Annotated in this window: 15 protein-coding genes; 14 read left to right on the top strand and 1 reads right to left on the bottom strand. The window is 59.2% G+C overall.

Annotated features, from left to right (window positions below):
- Positions 1-7 precede the first annotated feature (7 nt).
- The 4 genes from LNV28_RS16235 to pepA (LNV28_RS16220) all read left to right on the top strand — a co-directional run bounded on the left by LNV28_RS16235 (position 8) and on the right by pepA (LNV28_RS16220) (position 7051).
- The gene (locus LNV28_RS16235; RefSeq protein WP_263568998.1) at positions 8-1330 is read left to right on the top strand and encodes a S41 family peptidase; all 1323 of its coding nucleotides are present in this window, start codon (positions 8-10) and stop codon (positions 1328-1330) included.
- Positions 1331-2051: 721 nt separating this feature from the next.
- Positions 2052-4829: an XrtA/PEP-CTERM system TPR-repeat protein PrsT gene (gene prsT / locus LNV28_RS16230; protein WP_263517411.1), complete on the top strand. Its 2778-nt coding sequence runs from the start codon at positions 2052-2054 to the stop codon at positions 4827-4829.
- Positions 4830-4989: 160 nt separating this feature from the next.
- Entirely contained in the window at positions 4990-5871 is an 882-nt protein-coding gene (pepA, locus tag LNV28_RS16225; protein WP_263517410.1) for a flocculation-associated PEP-CTERM protein PepA, read from the top strand.
- A 235-nt stretch (positions 5872-6106) separates the two neighbouring features.
- The gene (pepA, locus tag LNV28_RS16220) at positions 6107-7051 is read left to right on the top strand and encodes a flocculation-associated PEP-CTERM protein PepA (protein ID WP_263517409.1); all 945 of its coding nucleotides are present in this window, start codon (positions 6107-6109) and stop codon (positions 7049-7051) included.
- A gap of 119 nt (positions 7052-7170) precedes the next feature.
- Here pepA (LNV28_RS16220) and LNV28_RS16215 read toward each other — a convergent pair whose 3' ends face one another.
- On the bottom strand, positions 7171-8250 hold the full coding sequence (locus tag LNV28_RS16215; protein ID WP_263568997.1) for a nitroreductase family protein: 1080 nt from the start codon (positions 8248-8250) through the stop codon (positions 7171-7173).
- Between the two features lie 122 nt (positions 8251-8372).
- Between LNV28_RS16215 and LNV28_RS16210 the strand changes: the two genes are divergently transcribed.
- The 10 genes from LNV28_RS16210 to asnB all read left to right on the top strand — a co-directional run bounded on the left by LNV28_RS16210 (position 8373) and on the right by asnB (position 20734).
- On the top strand, positions 8373-9257 hold the full coding sequence (locus LNV28_RS16210; RefSeq protein ID WP_263517407.1) for a ThiF family adenylyltransferase: 885 nt from the start codon (positions 8373-8375) through the stop codon (positions 9255-9257).
- Between the two features lie 280 nt (positions 9258-9537).
- Positions 9538-10113, top strand: a complete 576-nt coding sequence (locus LNV28_RS16205) for an XrtA/PEP-CTERM system exopolysaccharide export protein (protein ID WP_263517655.1) — start codon at positions 9538-9540, stop codon at positions 10111-10113.
- Positions 10114-10229: 116 nt separating this feature from the next.
- A complete protein-coding gene (locus LNV28_RS16200) occupies positions 10230-11822 on the top strand; it encodes an XrtA system polysaccharide chain length determinant (protein WP_263517406.1) in 1593 nt (530 codons plus the stop codon).
- Position 11823: 1 nt separating this feature from the next.
- Complete coding sequence (locus tag LNV28_RS16195) at positions 11824-12765, top strand: XrtA-associated tyrosine autokinase (protein ID WP_263517405.1); 942 nt, start codon at positions 11824-11826, stop codon at positions 12763-12765.
- Positions 12740-14341, top strand: coding sequence for a TIGR03016 family PEP-CTERM system-associated outer membrane protein (locus LNV28_RS16190; RefSeq protein WP_263517404.1), 1602 nt, complete (start codon positions 12740-12742; stop codon positions 14339-14341). Before LNV28_RS16195 ends, LNV28_RS16190 begins: the two co-directional genes overlap by 26 nt.
- A 3-nt stretch (positions 14342-14344) precedes the next feature.
- Positions 14345-15418, top strand: a complete 1074-nt coding sequence (locus LNV28_RS16185; protein ID WP_263517403.1) for an XrtA/PEP-CTERM system-associated ATPase — start codon at positions 14345-14347, stop codon at positions 15416-15418.
- Between the two features lie 137 nt (positions 15419-15555).
- A complete protein-coding gene (locus LNV28_RS16180) occupies positions 15556-16434 on the top strand; it encodes an XrtA system polysaccharide deacetylase (RefSeq protein ID WP_263517402.1) in 879 nt (292 codons plus the stop codon).
- A gap of 3 nt (positions 16435-16437) precedes the next feature.
- Positions 16438-17481 (top strand): FemAB family XrtA/PEP-CTERM system-associated protein, encoded by a 1044-nt coding sequence (locus LNV28_RS16175; protein WP_263517401.1) that lies wholly within the window; start codon positions 16438-16440, stop codon positions 17479-17481.
- Positions 17482-17570: 89 nt separating this feature from the next.
- Positions 17571-18791, top strand: a complete 1221-nt coding sequence (locus LNV28_RS16170) for a TIGR04063 family PEP-CTERM/XrtA system glycosyltransferase (protein ID WP_263517400.1) — start codon at positions 17571-17573, stop codon at positions 18789-18791.
- A gap of 14 nt (positions 18792-18805) precedes the next feature.
- On the top strand, positions 18806-20734 hold the full coding sequence (gene asnB / locus LNV28_RS16165) for an asparagine synthase (glutamine-hydrolyzing) (RefSeq protein ID WP_263517399.1): 1929 nt from the start codon (positions 18806-18808) through the stop codon (positions 20732-20734).

The following is a 20734-nucleotide window of genomic DNA, read 5'->3' as shown; positions in this document are numbered from 1 at the left end:
CAGCCGCATGAAACACGTCTTGCTAGCTTTGGTTATGACATCGTTTGCATCACTTCAAGTTGACGCTGCGCAGCCAATGCCGTTAACGGCCAATCAACGCGTGGAAGGCGTGTCGATAATTTGGCAGCAAATTAATAGACAATTCCCTATCCGCGATCGGATCAATGAGTTCAAATCAGCTGTCGACCTAGCGACCCAAGAAGTCAAAGGGATTGAGTCTAGTGGGGAGTACTACGCCGCACTGGACCGTCTCGTAGCCACATTAAACGACGGGCACACTTTTGTGCTAGCACCTCCTGGAGCTGCGCTCAAGCGCTCAAAGCCTAGCGTTGGTGTCGAGCTCATCGAAAGTGTGCCAGTCGTGACTTGGGTGCGGAATGACTTGGCCAGAGACATTCCGCTTGGCAGCCTTGTCAAAGCAGTCGATGGTGATGAGCCCTTTAAGATTGCCAAAGAGCGAGAGCCGCGAGTTGTAGCTTCTACCGCGCATCGCCGCCAAGATATTTCCGTCTCTCGAATTTTTGAGGGGCAAAGCGGAAGCCTTGTAAAAATTGACTACCTCACCCCGGCCGGAGAGCGACGCATCAAGGTTTTTGAGCGCGGCGACGCATGGCCGGATGGTACGAAGCTAATATTTCTTCAGGACATAGAGTCGAAGCGTCTGGATTTTCAGATGCTTGACTCTGGGAAAGTATCTTATTTCTCTGTAAGAGATTTTCGCGATCGCTCTGTCTATTTGTCTTTCCTCAATAACATAGCGGCAATTCGCAGCAGTAGCGCAATAATATTTGATGTGCGAAAGAATTCCGGTGGAAATTCTAATATTGGCCTGGAAATCCTATCTCACTTTCTAACCTCGCCTGTAAAAGAGGGTGTGACTCGAAAAACTTCGATCAGACTCGCTGAAGAAGGAGGCAACACCAGCAACGTCGGTTCGGAGGCAGACGCCATTCGGCTCGTGCAGCTGCCGCAAGGCGAAATTAAGCCAAGGCCAGAGTCGGAGCGAATCTCTATTCCCATCGTGGTCTTGACGGATCACGATACTGTGTCCGCTGCCGAGGACTTTGTGAGCGTTGCCTCGGCTCTCGGCGCAAAACGGGTTGGCGAAGTGACGGCCGGTTCGACAGGTGAAATGGCTCGTGTCGCATTGCCGGCCGGAGGGACGCTGTATGCGCTCATCAAGTGGGACAAGGCCGTGACGGGTGAAGAATTCGTTGGCGTCGGGTTCCAACCGCACTTTCCATCAAGTCCTACGGTTAGTGATTTGCTCGCGGGACGAGACACTATCCTCGCTAGAGGCCTGGAGGTCGCAAAAAGCTTGGCGCGCTGACATGCTGCATTCGCGTTCGCCCCAGCTGAAGCACATTGCCACGGCGCACAGCTGCGCCTAGCGTGCGTGATCGTCGGAGTCGATGTGAATCGCCCCAGGTCTGAACTGCACCTCGGAAGATGGAGCGATGAACAAGTCGAACAAGTTCTCAACAGAGTCGAATGAGAGAGCTGAATCGCTTCAGGCCCGGCGAGGCAATTCAGACCTGTTGGTACAAGGCGACGCAGTGATTTTTGAAGTAACTCGCTTTCTTTCGGAAGCGTAAGTCGAGCAACAATGCAGGCTAGCGCCAAGTTTTCAATTCCCCCCGGCCCACCAATATCCAGTTCGCTGATTTTCGCGAGCATCGAAAAGGCCCAAGTTGCGCGACAACTTGGGCCTTTTTCTTTTTGCGCATGGTCGTTTGTGCTTTTCGGCTACTTGCTGGACTGAATCGATTCGACGGGGAGGCGCCGCTTGTTTCGGAGGGATGTTGCTCCGGTATGGCACTTTTCACCCTCTGTTCAAGGGGGCAGGGCTTGGGCCCTGTTGGGGTTCAAATGCAGCGCTCGATCAGATGATGGCGGGGCGTGAGTTTGCCTCAGCCTTTTCGCTTCATGCCTGTGGTAGCGTGTCGCGCTTTGATGCGTTTGCGGCCCGTGGGCTCGGCTGTATAGCTGAGACGGCTGCGCCTTCGCCAATGTGGCTGGTGCTGTTTCCTGGATAGAAAAAGAGATTGCTTGTGAAAAACAACTTTGCAAAGTCTGTGATTGGTTCCGTGGTGTTGGCTGCGTTGATGGCGGGATGCTCCAGTGAAACGCCCGAAAAACTGGTGGGCTCCGCCAAGTCCTATCTTGAAAAGAATGATCGCAAGGCTGCTTTGATTCAGTTGAAGACGGCGATTCAGAAAAATGGCAATTTGTCTGAAGCTCGGTTCTTGCTGGCCAAGACTTTGTCGGAAATGGGTGACCAGGACGGCGCATTGATCGAATTGAGCAAGGCGGGCCAATTGGGCTACCCGGACGAGGAGGTTCAGCCGCTGGAGGCGAGGGTGCTGATTCTTCAGGGGGATATGGAGCGCGTGTTGAGCCGCTTTGCGGCCGTGACTTTGAAGCCTCCGGTTGCTCAAGCCGACTTGCAGACCTCCCTGGCGGTGGCGTATTCCGCCCAAGGGCGTTTGCCGGAGGCGCGAAAGGCTGTGGACCAAGCGTTGGTGGCCGTGCCAAAGTACGTCCGCGCTCGTTTGGTGGAATCTCGGCTGAAGGCGGCCGAAGGTCACTTCGATACAGCTTTTTCTCAAGTGGAAGCCTTGGCCAAGGAAGAACCCCAGCGCAGTGATGTTTCGCTGCTTCTGGGAGAGTTCCTCGAATTCAAGGGGGAGGCTGCTGCGGCCGTCAGCGCTTACCGAAAGGCGGTGGACCTGGACGCCATGAACTACGTGGCCCAGAGTCGCGCCATCGCAGCACTTATCCAGCAACAGGATTACAAATCAGCACAAACGGTCTGGGACTCCATGCAGTCCAAGATCCCGAATAACCTCAATACGGCCTACTTTGGGGTGCTGCTTGCCTTTGAGCGTGGCGATATGAAGCTGGCGGAAGATCGCCTTCAGCCTCTGCTCAAGCGAGCTGCGGACAGCGGCAAGGTCCTCTACTTGGCCGGTGCGATCAGCTTTCAAAAAGGTGCAATGACCCAGGCCGAAACCTATCTCGGTAAGGCCATGAGCACGGATTTGGGTGAGTCCTCGCCTGGCGTGCGCGCACTCTTGGCGCGTGTACTGATTCGAATCGGCAATCCGACAAAGGCCTGGACCTTGGTGAAGCCCTTTTTGGAGCGGCCGCCTCTCGACCCGGAGATCGTGGCCGTTGGTGCTGAAGCCAGCCTCAAGTTGGGTGAGTTTGCCCGAGCTGAGTCGCTCTTCAAACAAGTCATGCAATTGAATCCCAAGGATGCCCGCGCCCGCACCTACCTTGCGGTCGACAAGCTCAAAAAGGGCGAAGTTGAATTGGGCATTCAGGAGTTGCGTGCGATTTCGGAAAAAGAGAAGGCCGTCACCGCCGATTTAGCGCTGATCAGCTCCTTGATGGGCAAGAAAGACTATGCGCGCGCACTTGAGGCGGTTGCCGTGCTGGAGAAGAAGGAGCCGCAGCGTCCCGACGCGGCAAACCTGCGCGGTCAAATCGAGGTTCAAAAAGGCAGCGCGGACAAGGCTCGCTTGGCATTTGAGGCGGCGCTGAAGATCGATTCGCAGTCCTTCCCTGCGGCGCGTGGCTTGGCTGATCTCGACCTGAAGGAGCGAAAGATTGAGGCGGCGATTGCCCGTTTTGATCGCATGGCCACGGAGAACCCCAAGAACCTGCAGGCGCGTATGGCTGCCATCGGGTTGCGGGCACAGCGGGGTGCTGCTCCAGCTGAATTGGCTGGCCTGCTCGAAGAAACAGTGAAAGCCCTTCCTGGAGAGATTTCTCCGCGCGAGCATTTGTCTGGAATTTACCTGGAGCAGAACAACGTCAAGAAAGCGCTGACTCTGGCTCAGGACACGGTCACGCAGTTCCCGGGGCGTCCGGAGGCTTTGCGAATTCTGGGTACTGTTCAAATGGCCGGACGCGACTTCAATCAAGCGGAGGCCAGTTATGGCAAGTGGGCGGCTCTGCAGCCGAATTCAGTCGCGCCCTTGATGGCCTTAGGTCGACTGTATGTGGGGAAGGGTGAGCCTGCTCAAGCGCTTGCGGTTCTGAAGAAGGCTTTGCAGATACAGCCTCAATTCCAGGAGGCGCAGGCGGCCATGGCGTCGGTCTTGGTGGGTTCGGGGCGTGGCGACGAGGCTGAGAAACTCTGTTTGCAAATTCAGCGCGAGCAGCCCAAGAATTATTTCGGCTACGCCCTGGCCGGGGATGTAGCGGCCTTTCAAAAGTCATGGCCAGCGGCGGTGCGTTGGTACAAGCAAGCCCTGAATGTTGACTTCCGTCGCAGTGAAGTGGCGATGAAGCTCCACAAGGCCTTGCTCAGCGGCAAAGAATTGGACGCGGCCGACAAGTTCGCTCAAGAGCGCAGCAAGGCGTATGGCACAGATGCCTTGTTCCTGTTCTATCTCGGGGATGTGGAACTGGCCCGCTCTCGCCCTGAGCAGGCAGAGCGCTGGTATGCCCAGGTGCTCACCTTGCAACCCGAAAACGTGGCGGCCTTGAACAATCTCGCGACGCTGGCGCTCAAGCGCAAGGATGGCAAGGCGAGAGAGTATGCGGAAAAAGCCCTGGCATTGCAGCCCAATAGTCCGGGCGTCATGGACACCGTCGCTGATGTCTATGCCGCCGCTGGTGAGTACTCAAAAGCTGTGGAACTCCAGCAGAAGGTTGTGGCATTGATGCCGGGTAGTTCAGAGTTTCGGTTGAATCTGGCCCGGCACCTGCTTGCCGCAGGGCAGAAAGACCAGGCGCAGACGCAGCTGAAGAAGTTGGTCGCGGATGATCCGGCGTTTGCGAGCAGGGCTGAGTTCAAGGCTGTTCAGTCAAAACTGTGAATATGCCTTGTCGAGATTCTTTACAGGCTTGGGCGTCGCAGTAGATTTCCGAGCGACTTCGATGTCTAAGTTATTGTTTTTAAAGGAATTTTTCTTCTTGGCATGATGCATGCATTTCAGTAACCAGGGAACGATTCCCACCAATCTCAGGAGAAATACCATGAAAGCAACGAAGAAGTTTCTGTCCGGTTTGAGCCTGCTGGCTTTGCTGGGTTCGGCCAACGCTGCAACATTCAACACCCCTGACGGTGTTCTCAACAACTTTGGTGGCTTCGACTGGACCTCGTCCGCGTCGGTGCTGGTCAAGGGCTATGACATCCGTGCAAGCCAGCCCGGCAACTTTGCTGGCAAGCAAGACATCATCGACGTGTACTACAACTCGTTTGCAAACGCTGTTCTGGATGCCAACGGCGGCACCTTCACGACAGCGGGTCTGGTCAAGGGTACAGGCGGTGCAGGTTATGAAATCACGGTCAAGGCTCATTTCCAAGAAGTGGTGACTTGCCTGGTTGCGGATTGCAGCTTTGTGAGCATCACCCCGCTGACTGGCACTTGGGATATCTACCTGGATACGACCGCCGATGCCAATCTGCTGAATCAAAGCGGTTTTGGTGATGGCGTGAACATTCTGAGCGGCACCTTCACCGGTGGTCAGACTGTGGCCACCAATCAAGCAGCGGTCAATCCGGGTACGGGTACGACTCTGGCCAGCGTTCAGGGCAACACTGGCTCCACCAACAATGCCTACATCAATCCGAATCTGAACGGCACCACCGTGTCGTCGACTTTGTCCTTCGGTCCTAAGAATGCAACCAATGGCCCGAATGGCACTTGGGTTCAGCCGACCAGCTGGCAAGGTAGCGGCATCGGCGGCGGCGGCAATGGCGTGCCTGCCATTGGTGGAAATCAGGCTGATTTCGTGGGTCAGGCTGACGCCAGCCAGTCCTTCTTCTTCAGCGTTCCTGAGCCGACTTCTTTGGCTCTGACCGGCTTCGCGCTGCTGGGTCTGGGTCTGTCGGCTCGTCGTCGCAAGCAAGCTTGAGAGACGGTAGCTGTTCAACCATGGCCTTGTGGCCGCGGTTGATCTGGCAGTGAAAAAGGGTGCTTCGGCACCCTTTTTTGTTTGTGACTGATTTCACGAAATTGCAAGTCCATCCCTTGGTTGCGGGTGTCGGATGGGTTGTCAATGCCATCCCTAGTTCTTGGGGGTGAGTTTGGTGATTATTTCTAAGTTATTGATATTTAAGGATAATTTTGTTTCGGCATGAATGGTGCTTATGAATGGTGAAGATGAGACGTCTCTCTCTTTGTATCTTTCGGAGCATCTGATGAAAGCAAGTAAAAAATTCCTGGCTGCGGCCGCCCTTGTGGTTGGCGTGGCTTCGGCTCAAGCAGCGACCTTTGTGACCCCTTATGGCGTCTTGAACAACTTTGGTGGCTTCGACTGGACCTCGTCGTCGTCGGTGTTGGTCAAGGGCTATGACATTCAAGCCGGTTCGGCACTGGCGCTCGGCAACTTTGCCGGCAAGCAAGACGTCATCGACGTGTACTACAACTCGTTCGCAACGGCGGTTCTTGATGCCAACGGCGGCACGTTCTCGACGCCCAACCTGATCAAGGGTACAGGCGCAGCTGGTTATGAAATCACGGTCAAGGCTCACTTTCAAGAAGTGGTGACGTGCGCCGTTGCCGATTGCAGCTTTGTGACCATCACTCCGCTGACTGGCTCTTGGAATATCTACCTGGACACATCCGCCGATGCCAATCTGGTGAGTCAGTCCGGTTTTGGTGATGGCGTGAACATTCTGAGCGGTGTGTTCACCGGCGGTCAGACCGTGTTCACCCAGCAGGCTGCTGTCAATCCGGGTACGGGCACCACCTTGGCGAGCATCCAGGGCAGCACGACTGCGACGAACAATGCCTTCATCACCCCGAATCTTGAGGGCACCTCGGTGTCGTCGACCCTGTCCTTCGGCCCCAAGGGCGCGGCCAACGGCCCGAACGGCACCTGGGTTCAGCCGACCAGCTGGCAAGGCAGCGGCATCGGCGGCGGCGCCGGTAACGGCGTGCCTGCCACGGGCGGCAACCAGAAGAACTTCATTGGCCAAGCGGATGCCAGCCAGTCCTTCTTCTTCAGCGTGCCTGAGCCGACTTCCCTGGCTCTGACAGGCTTCGCACTGCTGGGTCTGGGTTTGACGGCCCGCCGCCGCAAGCAGGCTTGATGTTGCGGATGCTGCGAGCTTCGCCCTTGGGCTGAAAGTTCTCGGCGGCACAGTGCAAAAGAGGGTGCTTCGGCGCCCTCTTTTGCATGGTTGAAGTCGTTCTTGGAGTTGCCATTGCTTCAGTGTGGGTGGATCAGCAACTCATCCAGTGGCCTGCGCAGTGAGCGGGAGCTGGCAGGCTCACTGGAGCCTAGCCGCCCCATGAAGACTGATCGATGGGCGGGCTCGCTCCCCAAGAGTTGCTCCAACTCAAACTTCACTTGCTCAGCCAGTGCATGCAGGCCGGGTTTGCGGGAAAACGGCCGCCCTTCCCGGGCGTAGCGAGAAAAAACCAAGGGCGTGATTTCGGGCTGCAACTGCAGGCCCAGCTGAGTGGCTGTGAGCCAGAAGCGTTGCATGGCACGTCCACCGGCCACATAGTCGTTCAGGGTTTTTGGTGGCGTAGGCGCAAGCAGGGCGAAGTGGGCGCCGCAGAGTAGGCTGGGCAGGAAATCGAGTTGAATGCGCGGCGTCCATGTGCCCGCCATATAGCGATTGAAGAACTCGACCCGCTCCCAGCGGCCCATCACAAACTGCATCAGCCGGGTGGTCAGAGGGTCGGTGCCAAGCGCCTGATCGGGTACCTTGGTGGCGCTGAATTGCTGCTTCCAGTCGATGATGTCACGGTGGACTTCGTAGGCTTCGGGGGAAGTCAGGCGAATCTTCGCCGACCGGAACATCAGCTTGGCGGTTTGAAGCCGCATGGAAAAACCCTCTAGCCATTGAACCTGATGTCCATCCAGGGTGCTTTGTGCGAGGCTTGCCTTCTGAGCTGCCGTGAGGGACTGGGTACGCATGGGGCGCCGTTGAACGCTTCGATGCTCAATGACGTCAATCAGGGGGTCTCGGGCCAGTTCTGGCACTGAATCAAACACCAGGTCGAAGACGGGTTTCGCTTCAGGAGACTCGGTGCGATGGGTGGCTTGCATGCGCCAGCCATGTTCGCTTGCGGCGATGGATGCGGTTTCGATCAGGGCACCCAAGGCGACCTGGCTTGGGTGGCCATCCAGGTCGTAGACGCAGTGGTCGCGCGTGTCAAAACCATGGACGATGACGTGCTGTGGCTTGACGATCTCAAAGCGCCAAGGTTGTGTGTTGTCGCCGCTGGGTGCCCAGCGAGTCAGGTCAAGAATGCGTCGAATCTGTGATTCGGGGGTCATGGTTTTTCCTCGGAAATCAGGCATTTGGGCTGGTTTTCTTGCCGCGGCTGGATTGTCTTGTTTTCCTCGGGCATCATGCCGCGATATGAAGACTAGACGCTACACAAACACAAGGTGCCGCCATGGAAGTTCGACCTGAATTTGACTATGCGCGGGCGTTTTCCCGGAATATTGGTTGGGTGACTCTTGATGAACAGGCGCGACTGCGAGCCGCGAAAGTGGCGGTGGCCGGTTTGGGCGGTGTCGGTGGCGCGCACTTGTTGACCTTGGCTCGATTGGGTGTGGGGGCGTTTCATATTTCTGACTTCGACCGATTTGAAGTTCACAACATGAATCGCCAGGTCGGGGCCCAAATGTCGACCTTGGGTCGGCCCAAGGCGGAAGTCCTGGCGGAAATGGCCCGCGACATCAATCCTGAGGCCCAGGTTGAGAGCTTTGGCGATGGCGTGACCAAAGAAAACCTGGATGCCTTTCTTTCTGGCGTCGACTTGTATGTCGATGGAATAGATTTCTTTGCCATTGAAGCACGCCGGATGCTGTTCAAGGCTTGCTATGAGCGAGGTATTCCGGCCTTGACTGCTGCACCACTGGGAATGGGTGTTTCCTTACTCTACTTCCGTCCTGGCGGCATGAGTTTTGAGGACTATTTCAAGGTTGAAGGGTGCAATCCGCAAGAGCAATATGCAAGGTTCATTGCGGGCCTGTCTCCGGCCATGTTGCAACGCGGCTATTTGGTGGCGCCTGAGGCCGTGAATTTTCACGAGCGGCGTGGGCCGTCCACCATGATGTCCTGTGATTTGTGTGCTGGTGTGATGGGTGTTTCGGCGCTCAAAGTTTTGCTTGATCGCGGTGCTTTGAAAGCGGCGCCATGGGCGATGCAGTTCGATGCGTACAAGCAGAAGCTCAGCTTCACTTGGCGCCCTTTTGGCAATGCCAACCCCTTGCAGCGTTTGCTTTTGTTGCTGATTCGTCCCTTGCTGAAGGGGGCTGGACGGCCTGGCTCTTGATGCTTCTCGCCTCCGGGTATGTCCGAAGTGTGTCGACTATCTGTTCAAATTCGTGTACCACTGCCGTTTATAAGCGTGGGAGACGCCTGTTTGCAGGGTCTGAGCAGGGGTTGCCCTGTGGCATGATGCCGGAGGTTTTTCAGGCTGCTTTTTTGCGTGGCGTCCGTCGCAGCACTGGCAGTGTTTGCCGCAGCCGATGAATTTGAGAGGACATACCTTGAACAAGATTCTTGCTTCGACCTTGCGCCGTGTTGGCCTTGTTTTCGGTGTTGCAGCATCGATGGTGTTTGCCGGTTGTGCCGGCGTGGATGGCAAGTTCCCTCCAGCGCCCGCAAGCGCGACCAGCGGCGATTACAGCTACATCATCGGTGCCGGCGACTCCCTCAACATCATGGTCTGGCGCAATCCCGAACTGTCCATGGTCGTTCCCGTCCGTCCGGACGGGAAGGTTGCAGCGCCCTTGATTGATGAGATGGTGGTTCAGGGCAAGAACTCAGTCGCGGTTGCCCGCGAAATCGAGGCACAGCTAGGTAAGTATGTGCGCGATCCCGTGGTCACCGTGATCGTGACCAGTTTTGTGGGGCCATACAGCGAGCAAATCCGCGTGATTGGGGAAGCCGCGCGTCCGCAGGCGCTGCCCTTCAAGCAGAAGATGACGGTGCTGGACGTGATGATCGCTGTGGGTGGCCTGACGGACTTCGCTGCCGGCAATGAGGCCACCATCCTTCGCTCCTCTGAAGGCGCGGGCAAGCAGTACTCGGTTCGTTTGAAGGATTTGATCAAGCGTGGCGATGTTTCCGCCAATGTCGAAATGCGACCGGGTGATGTGCTGATCATCCCGCAGAGTTTGTTCTGATCTCGGTCTTTCGACCCCTCGTGCGAAAGGTCAGGGCCGGTTCGGCGAGGCTTCCAGCACGGGTTTGGCCCGGTTTGGGCTCGGTGCTTGTGTCCTAATTCTGGAACCCTATCTCGATGGACTTACTCATTGCGCAGCTGCAGGCAATCGCTCGGCGGGTGTGGAAATATCGTTGGACCGGCGTCGCGACAGCCTGGATCGTGGGCTTGATTTGCGCCGTGATCGTTTGGATTCTTCCGGATCGATATGAGGCGAATGCGCGGATCTTTGTGGATACGCAGTCCATATTGAAACCCTTGATGTCGGGCCTTGCTGTTCAGCCGAATATCGAACAGCAAGTGACCATGCTGAGCCGCACCCTGATCAGTCGGCCCAATGTGGAGAAATTGGTTCGGATGGCTGACTTGGACCTGAAGAACCAGTCCAAGGCTCAGCAAGAAGCCACGATCGAGACGGTGACCAAGAATTTGTCAATCCAGAGTACGGCTCGCGACAACCTCTATACCTTGGCCTACCGTGACAACGACCCTGAGACGGCCAAGCGTGTGGTGCAGTCGCTGGTGTCTATCTTTGTGGAGTCCAGTTTGGGGGCAAGCCGTAAGGACGCGGCCACGGCCACTTCCTTCATCAATGAGCAGATCAAGTCCTACGAGGCAAAACTTGAGGAGGCAGAGAGCCGCCTGAAGGAGTTTCGGTTGCGCAATATCCAGAATATGTCGGGTGACGGCAAGGACGCCGCCAGCCGCTTGGGTGAGTTGAGTGCTCAACTGGAACGTGCTCGGCTGGAGTACCGTGAGGCCGTCAATGCCCGTGACGCGGCCAAGGCTCAGCTGACCCAAGAGCGAGCTGGGGCGACCAACTCCCCGGTCAAGGCCCTGCTGCAAGAGGGTGATGCGGTGGTGGCAACGCCCGAGATCGATTCGCGCATCGATGCCCAGCGGCGGAATTTGGATTCTTTGTTGCAGCGCTACACCGATCAACACCCCGATGTGATCGGCGCTCGCAAGTTGATCAAGGATTTGGAGTCGCAGAAGGCCAAGGAAGTTGCCGAGTTGCGCAAGGTCGCCGCTGCGGCAGCCGCTGCACCTTCGCCGGTGGGGAGTAACAGCGGCAGCTTGGCATATCAGGAAATGAATCGGCTGTTGGCAACCAGCGAAGTTCAGGTCGCGGCCCTCAAGGCCCGGGTGGATGAGTATTCCTCGCGTTATGCGCAGGCCTTGTCGGCAGTGAAGACTGCTCCCCAGCTGGAGTCCGAGGCTGCGCAGCTCAATCGTGACTACGCGATTCACAAGAAGAACTACGAAGATCTGGTCTCACGCCGCGAGTCGGCCTCTATCACCGGCGAGCTGGATGTGGCGTCTGGTGTGGCGGACTTCCGCCTGATTGATCCGCCTCGGGCCAATCCGAAGCCGGTGGCGCCAAATCGCCTGCTATTGCTACTCGGCGCACTCTTGGTGTCCTTGGTCGCCGGCGTGCTAGCCAGCTTTGCAGTCAGCCAGTTGCGTCCGGTGTTCCATGACACGCTGGAAATGCGTGCGCGACTGGATGTGCCGATTCTTGGCGTGGTGACGCGCCTAGTCTCCGAGGCGGACAAGCGCAACCAGCGCTCCGACTTGATCCGTTTCGGTGCTGCGACCGGAGGTTTGGTGGGCCTCTATGTTCTGGGGCTGACAGCACTGGCGATCATGTTGAGCAGGCAGGTGGTCTGAGATGAGCAGTCTGATTGAACAAGCAGCCCAGCGGCTGGAGCAACTGCGACAGGCTGGAGTGGTCCTGCCCAATGATGTGCAGCCCATGCCGCAGTCGAACGTACCTGGTTTTCCTGGTGAGAACTCGGAGACATTTGGCAGCTTCGCACCCCCCGAGGCCGGCAGGCCAGAGGAGCTTCATCCCGCATCCAAGCGTGTGGACCTGGACCTCGAAGCACTGGCCGCCCAAGGTTTCCTGACGCCCAACGCGGCGCGCTCACACATGGCGGATCAGTACCGGGTCATCAAGCGCCCCTTGATCAAGAACGCCATGGGTAAAGGCGTCGCCAGCCTCAATCACTCCAACCTGATTATGGTGACCAGTGCTTTGGCGGGTGAGGGCAAGAGTTTCACTTCCCTCAACCTGGCCCTGAGTATTGCCGCCGAGTTGGACAACACCGTGATGCTGGTCGATGCCGATGTGGCGCGCCCTTCAGTGCTGCGCATGTTGGGTTTGCCTCAGGGGCCGGGTTTGTTGGATGTGCTGGAAGAGTCTGTTGACATGTCCAGCGTCTTGTTGCGCACCAATGTTGACAAGCTCACCTTGTTGCCGAGCGGTACCCCACATGCTCGCGCCACTGAGTTGCTGGCCAGCGATGCCATGAGTCACTTGCTGGACGATATGGCACGTCGCTATCCCGACCGGATCATTATTTTCGATTCGCCGCCTTTGCTCTTGACCACCGAGTCGCGCGTTCTCGCGTCGCATATGGGGCAAATCGTGGTGGTGGTTCATGCTGAAAAGACGGCTCAGAGCGCGGTTCAGCAAGCCTTGGCGACGATCGAGACTTGTCCCTTGAAAATGTTGCTGTTGAACCAGGCCAACGCGAACACCTCGGGTGGCTATGGCAGCGGCGGTTACGGCTATGGTTACGGCTATGGCACTGAAGACACGGCCAGCTGAATTCATGCCCAGCCGATATTCTCATCAGAGCAGCTTGGCGCTGCAGCCTCGTGCGATTGCGATGGCGGCGGCCTGTTTGTTGTGTGCAAGTGCAGCCTGGGCTCAGGACGGGTCGGCGCAAGCCGGCGGCGCCGGGCCTACTTCCACGGGCCGTCCGTCTGTGCTGGTTGAGCCGCGCTTCGGCATCATGCAGACTTGGACCGATAACAACCGTTTGACCCGAACGGGCAAGGACGCTGCTCTTTTGACGACCTTGACTCCGGGTGTCTCCATCAGTACGACGCGTGGTGCAGTCCGCGGCGCTCTGGACTACTCACTGAACGGCATTGTCTACACAAAGAGCGACGAGAAGGCCCGTATCCAGCACAGCCTGTCGGCCAAAGGCGTTGCGGAGCTCATCGAGAGAATGTTTTTTGTAGACGCCAGCGCTTCGATTTCGCAGCAGGCGGCATCGGCGTTTGGTGTGCAGTCGGTGGACCCGTCCCTGGCCAATGCCAATCGCCGCGAGACGGCTACCGTGAGCGTGGCGCCACGTTTGCAGGGGCACATCGGTAGCTTGGCCAATTTTGAGTTGCGCGCCAACACTTCGGCGACCAATGTGTCGGATGCAGTGATTGGCGACAGCCATGCCAACGGAGCAAGCCTTCGGGTCAGCCGGGCGGGGCGTGCGGCGCTGACTTGGTCGGTCGATGCCTCGACCCAGAAGTCCAGCTTCAAGACCGGTGCGCAGAACCGTGTCAGCAGTTTGACTGGCAGTCTCAGCTACAAGCCCGACATCGACTGGCAGATGGGCATCTTGGCGGGGCGAGAGCGCAGCGATTTGAAGGATTTTGTGCTGCGTAACAGTTCGACCTATGGCGCCAACCTCAGTTGGACGCCTTCGCTGCGAACCAAGGTGTCCGCTGACTTCCAGACCCATGAGTACGGGGACTCTTTCAGCTACAACCTGGAGCACCGGTGGTCGCGCTCGGCACTGCGCTTCTCGGACTCTCAATCGGTCAACGCGGCCAACTTCCAAAACGCTGGTGCGCCGCGCAGCAATTACGACCTGTATTTCTTTCAGTTTGCGTCTTTGATACCGGATCCGGCACAGCGCGACGTCTACGTTCGCAACTTTCTTCAAGCCAAGGGCCTGAGTGCGGATGCCCTGGCCGGCAGTGCAGTAGTGGACACAGGCCCGACGGTACTCCGCACGCAGTTGCTGTCGTACACCCTGCAGGGTGTACGGACTACCGTGACGACCACGGCCAGCCGGAGCAACAACCGTCGTTTGGCCTCGGCCAGTTCGAGTTCAGGTGATTTCGCGGCCAATGGTCGCGTGTTGCAACGCAGCCTGAGTTTGAACGTTGCTCACAACCTGACGCCGACTTCAAGCGCCGTCCTGAGCGTGCTTCAGCAGGACAGCGAGGGTGATTCAGCCGCTCAATCCACGACGCTGCGTTCCATTTCAGCGAGCTGGAACTGTCGCCTCGGCGCCCGGGTCAATTTCACTCTGGGTGCGCGTGCCGCGCACTCGGGTGGTTTGATTTCGTACCGCGAAAACGCCATGTTCGCCAACCTCGTCCAGCAGTTCTGAGCCATGTACGAATCCTTCTACGGATTGAGCAGCAAGCCGTTCCAGCTCAGCCCTGACCCCAATTTCTACTTTGGTAGCAAGCAGCATCGGCGCGCCAAGGCATACCTGGACTATGGAGTCTTGCGCAACGACGGCTTCATCGTCATCACGGGTGAAATCGGGGCCGGCAAAACCACACTGTTGCGCGGCTTGCTGGACAGCCTGAACCGCAGCAATGTGGTGATCGGCAATTTGGTCACTACCCAGCTTGATGCGGAAGATACCTTGCGCATGGTTGGCTCGGCATTTGGCGTGCGTTTGAAGGACTTGCCCAAGTCCGAGGTCTTGATGACGCTGGAGGCGTTTTTCGTCAGCCAAACCACCCAGGGCAAGCGCTGCCTGCTGATCGTGGACGAGGCGCAGAACCTCTCGGCTCGGGCCGTGGAAGAGCTGCGCATGCTGTCGAATTTCCAGTTCGGCAACCAGTCTTTGCTGCAGACCTTTCTCGTCGGTCAACCCGAGTTCCGCGGCATCCTGCAGCGTCCCGAGATGGAGCAGTTCCGTCAGCGTGTGGCGGCTACCTGCCATATCGGGCCCTTGGATGAAGACGAAACCAAGGCTTATATCGAGCACCGCCTGAAATGCGCCGGCAGCACCGGCAAGCCGACCTTCGATGCCGATGTATTTCCGCTGATTTACAAAACCAGCCAGGGCATTCCGCGCCGTATCAATTCCCTGTGCGATCGTTTGTTGCTGCTGGGTTTCATGGGCAACAAGGTCAATTTGACCCTGCATGAACTCCATGATGTGCTCAAGGATATTGCGCAAGAAGCACAAACACCCACTCAGGTGGTGGGTGGCGGATCGGACACAGGTGTGGGTAAATTCCTGGATACCGATCAGCCCATCGATTTCTCGCGCGTCAAACTGAATGCCGACCAGGTCAGCGGTTTGAGTGAAGAGCTGTCGAACCTCAGCCAGGGCCATTTTGCAGAGCGCTTGCAGCGCCTGGAAAACGGCCTGCAGCGACTGGAACGCATCAATTTGCAAACCCTGAGCTTGCTGCAGAAGCTGGTGGAAGCGGTCCGGACCCATTGAGCTTGGTTTTGCCCGGTTTGCGCACTCTGTCACAGGGGCGTCGCACGGGCAGGGCAGAACCCGGGGTTCTCGGCCGATATCGGTGTGCAGTGTCCGAAGATTTTTAAAAGCCAACAAGAGTGGGTGCGCATAGTCTCATGTCTGAACAAAAAGCCATACGGAATGCGATGACCGTGGATGTGGAAGATTACTTCCAGGTCTCGGCCTTCGCGCCCTATATTGCGCGTGGCGATTGGGAAGGCTGCGAGTGCCGGGTGGAGCGCAATATTGAGCGCATCCTGGCCCTGTTTGCCCAGCATCAAACCAAGGCCACGTTCTTCACCCTGGGTTGGATCGCCGAGCGCTATCCGCAGGTGGTGCGCGATATCGTGGCGGCGGGTCACGAACTCGCCAGCCATGGTTATGGCCACGAGCGCGCCAGCGATTTGAGCCCGCAGGCTTTCATGCAAGACATCGTCCGCGCCAAGAAGCTGCTGGAAGATTTGGGCGGCCATGAGGTGATTGGCTACCGGGCGCCGAGTTTCTCGATCGGCAAGAGCAATCTCTGGGCCTTCGACACCTTGCGCGAGGCCGGCTACCAATACAGCTCCAGCGTCTACCCGATCCAGCACGACCATTACGGCATGCCCGATTCACCGCGCTTCGCCTACCCGGTGCGCGAGGGTCTGCTGGAAGTGCCGGTCACGACCCTGCGGGTGATGAACAAGAATCTGCCCTCCAGCGGCGGCGGCTACTTCCGCCTGCTGCCCTATCCGGTGTCGCGTTGGTTGATTCGCCAGGTCAATGCCCAGGATCAACAGTCGGCCGTGTTCTATTTCCACCCCTGGGAGATCGATGTCGATCAGCCGCGTGTCGCCGGCATCGACAGCAAGTCGCGCTTCCGCCACTACGTCAATATTGCGCGCACCCACGACCGCATTGGCCGCCTGCTGCAGGACTTTGCCTGGGGCCGCATGGATGAGATTTTCCTGGGTCGACGTACCGCGGCGCTGGCCACCAGCGCGGTCGCCGCCTGAGCCATGGCTGCGTTCCAGATCAAGCGCCTGACGGCGCAAGACGCCGCGCTTGCCCGCCGTTGGGACGAATTCGTCCTGGCCTGCCCGCAAGCGACCTTCTTCCACCGCGCCGGCTGGCTGCGCATGGTCGAGCAGGTGTTCAAGCACCAGGGTTTCTTTCTCTACGCCGAGCGTGATGGCCAGATCGAGGGCGTGCTGCCCCTGGCTCAGGTCAAGAGCATGCTGTTCGGCCACTCGCTGGTGGCCTTGCCTTTCGTCGTTTATGGCGGCGTGGCGGTGTTGAACGAAGAGGCTGCCGCCGCCCTGGAGCAGGAGGCGCAAGCCATCGCACAGCGCCTGGGTGTCGAGCATCTCGAGTTCCGCAATATCGAGCCTCGTCACGCCGACTGGCCCAAGCAGGATTTGTATGTGACCTTCCGCAAGGAGATCCTGCCCGAAGAAGAGGCCAATATGCTGGCCATCCCGCGCAAGGCGCGGGCCAGCGTTCGCAAAGGCATCAAGAACAATCTGGTCTCGCATATCGACCCGAATGTCGACCGCTTCTTCGCGCTCTACGCCGACAACACCCATCGCCATGGCACGCCGGCCATGCCCAAGCGCTACTTCGCGGCCTTGCTGGACGAATTCGGTGCCGATGCCGAGGTGCTGACCGTGACCGATGCCCAGGGCAAGCCGCTCAGCTCGGTGCTGAGTTTCTATTTCCGCGACGAGGTCTTGCCCTACTACGCCGGCGACGACGAGGCTGCGCGCGATCTGGCGGGCAACGACTTCAAGTACTGGGAGCTGATGCGTCGTGCCTGCGGGCGTGGCCTCAAGGTCTTCGACTACGGCCGCAGCAAGCAGGGCACCGGTTCCTACGCCTTCAAGAAAAACTGGGGCTTCGAGCCGACACCGCTGCATTACGAGTACTGCCTCTACAAGCGCGATGCCGTGCCGCAGAACAATCCGAGCAATGCGAAGTACCAGCTCCTGATCAAGACTTGGCGGCGTTTGCCCCTGGGCCTTGTTAACTGGCTGGGGCCCTTCATCGTGCGTAATCTGGGTTGAGCTATGGCTGTCGCGAACCTACGCTTTGTTGTCTCACGAAGCCGCCTACTGACTTTGATCTCTCGCGCGTGCCTGCGCGTCCAGCCGCTATGAGCTTGCGCGTTCTCCACATCCTCGACCACTCCTTGCCGCTGCACAGCGGCTACAGCTTTCGCACCGCCTCCATCCTGCGCGAGCAGCGCGCGCGCGGTTGGATCACGTCCCACCTGACCAGCCCCAAGCAGGGCCCGGGCGAGGGCCTGATTGAGGAAGCCTCGGGCTGGCAGTTCCATCGCACGCCCAGCACCGCGGCCGATGGCCTGATCCGCCAAATGCAGCTGACGGCCGCGCGCATCCGCGAAGTCGTCGCCATCGAGCGCCCTGACATCATCCACGCCCATTCGCCGGTGCTCAATGCCTTGCCCAGCCTCTGGGTCGGGCGTCAGCTGCGTTTGCCGGTGGTCTACGAGATGCGCGCGTCTTGGGAGGATGCGGCCGTGGACCACGGCACCACCACCGAAGGTAGCTTGCGCTATCGCGTCTCGCGGGCGCTGGAAAGCTTTGCGCTCAAGCGCGCCGATCAGATCACCACCATTTGCGAAGGCCTGCGTGGCGACATCATGTCGCGTGGTGTGCCGGCGGATCGCATCACCGTGATCCCGAATGCGGTCGATGCCCAGGCCTTCCAGTTCGGCGTCAGTCCGGACCCGGTGCTGCGCACCAAGCTGGGCCTGGACGGCGCCGTCGTGCTCGGCTTTGCCGGTTCCTTCTACGGCTACGAAGGCCTGCACCTGCTGCTGGATGCCGCGGCCCGCCTCTTGCCCTCGCTGCCGCAGCTTCGCGTGCTGCTGGTCGGCGGTGGCCCGCAGGAGGCGGCGCTCAAGGCGCAGGTGGAACGCCTGGGTCTGCAGCAGCAGGTGATTTTCACCGGGCGGGTGCCGCACGCTGAGGTGCAGCGTTACTACGAGCTGATCGATGTGCTGGCCTATCCGCGCCTGCCGATTCGCTTGACCGAGCTGGTCACTCCGCTCAAGCCCCTGGAAGCCATGGCCCAAGGGCGCATGTTTGTGGCCTCCGATGTCGGCGGCCACCATGAGCTGGTGCGCCACGGCGAGACCGGCCATCTCTTCAAGGCCGGCGATGTGGGCGCTCTGGCCGCTGCCATCGAACAGCTGCTGGCTCAGCGCGAGCAATGGCCGCGCATCGCCGCGCAGGCCCGCCATTTCGTGGAAGCCGAGCGCACCTGGGCCCGCAGCGTGGCCCGCTACGAAGAGGTCTACCGGCGCGCCTTGGGCCGCTACGGCCGTACCTTCCCTGTTGTTTCTTCCTGAGGCCCGACCCAGCTATGTGCGGCATCCACGGCATCCTGCGTCTTGACGGCGCCCCGGTCGAATCGGCCCATCTGAGCTTGATGGGCGACATCACCCAGCATCGCGGCCCCGACGATGAAGGCCAGCACATCGACGGTGCTTGCGGCATCGCCATGCGGCGACTGTCCATCATCGACCTGGCCGGCGGCCACCAGCCCCTGTCCAACCAGGACGGCAGCCTCTGGCTGGTCTGCAATGGCGAGATCTACAACTACCGCGAGCTGCGTGCTGAGCTGCAAGCCAAGGGTTTTCAATTCAAGACCGGCTCGGACAGCGAGGTGCTGCTGCATCTGTACGACGCCGAGGGTGACGACTTCGTCCACCGCCTCAACGGCATGTTCGACTTCGCGCTCTGGGATGCGCGCCGCCGCCGCCTGTTGATCGGCCGTGACCGCATCGGCGTCAAGCCGCTGTATGTGATGCAGGACGGCCAGCGCCTGGCTTTTGCCACGGAAGCCAAGGCCTTGCTGGCTCTGCCGGGCGCCCGGGCAGAGCTGGACACCCGCGTGCTCTCCAGCTACCTGCAGCTGGGCTATGTGGCCGCGCCGGGCAGCATGTTCAAGGGCATTCGCAAGCTGCCACCGGCGACGTTGTTGGCGGTGGAGGGCGGTCAGGTCAAGGAGTGGCGTTACTGGCGCATCTCGCCGCAGATCCGCCGAGACTGGAGTGAAGCCGAGTGGATCGAGCGCTCGCGCGAAAGCCTGCAGCGGGCCGTGCGCATGCAGATGGTCAGTGATGTGCCGATCGGTGCTTTCCTCTCTGGCGGCGTCGACTCCAGCGCGGTCGTGGCCTATATGGCCCGTGAGTCGAACGAGCCGATCCGAACCTATGCCATCGGTTTCGAAGGTGGTGAGGCGGAAGCCCTTTACAACGAACTGCCGTATGCGCGGCAAGTCTCCGAGCTGTTCAAGACCCAGCACAAGGAAATCGTCGTCAAGCCCGATGTGGTGGGCCTCTTGCCGCAGCTGCTTTGGCATATGGACGAGCCGCTGGCCGACACGGCCTTCATCACCACCTACCTGGTCTCGCAGTTCGCGCGCCAGGACGTGAAGGTGATCCTTTCGGGTGTCGGTGGCGACGAGCTCTTCGGCGGCTACCGCCGTTATCTGGGCGGCCATTACGCACGCCGTTTCCAGGCGCTGCCGAGCTGGCTGCAATCGGCCATCGGCTTTGCGGCGGGCCGCCTGCCCGCCGATCGTCACTCGGGTCTGCTCAATACTTTGCGCTTGGCCAAGGGTTTTGTGGCCAGCGCCGGCATGGGCGCCGATGCGCGCTACCAGAGCTATCTGCAAGTGCTCGGCCAGGATCTGGTCGGCCGTTTGCTGGTGGACGGCGCGGGCGGGCAAGATCCGCTGGCCGCTGCCTTTGCCGGCGCCGGCCATGAGGACGAGCTCAACCGCATGCTGGCCGTGGACGCCGAAACCCAGCTGCCTGACGATCTGTTGCTGCTGACCGACAAGATGAGCATGGCCGTGTCGCTCGAGTGCCGTGTGCCCCTGCTCGATCACGAGTTGCTGGAGCTGGCGGCGTCCATGCCTTCGGACATCAAGATTCGTGGTGGCCGCCTCAAGCATGTGCTGAAGTCGGCCCTGGCCGATGTGCTGCCCGACGACATCTTGAACCGCAAGAAGCGCGGCTTCGGCACGCCCATGGGTGCCTGGCTCAAGAAGGAGCTGGCGCCGCTTTTGCGCCGCCTGCTGGCGCCTGAGGTGGTGAAGGCACGGGGCCTGTTCGTTCCGGCCGTCGTGTCAGGCCTGATCGCCGACCATGAAGCCAACCGCATGGACGGCACCGATGCGCTGCTGTCTTTGATGAACCTTGAAATCTGGAGCCGGGTCTATCTGGACGGTCGCAGCCCCGCCGATGTGGCGCTGGAGCTGAAGTCCTACCTGCCCCGCGCTTGA

The organism is Paucibacter sp. DJ2R-2 (genome assembly GCF_025717675.1).
Classification (GTDB): domain Bacteria; phylum Pseudomonadota; class Gammaproteobacteria; order Burkholderiales; family Burkholderiaceae_C; genus Paucibacter_A.
This window is presented reverse-complemented; position numbering and strand designations above follow the sequence as displayed.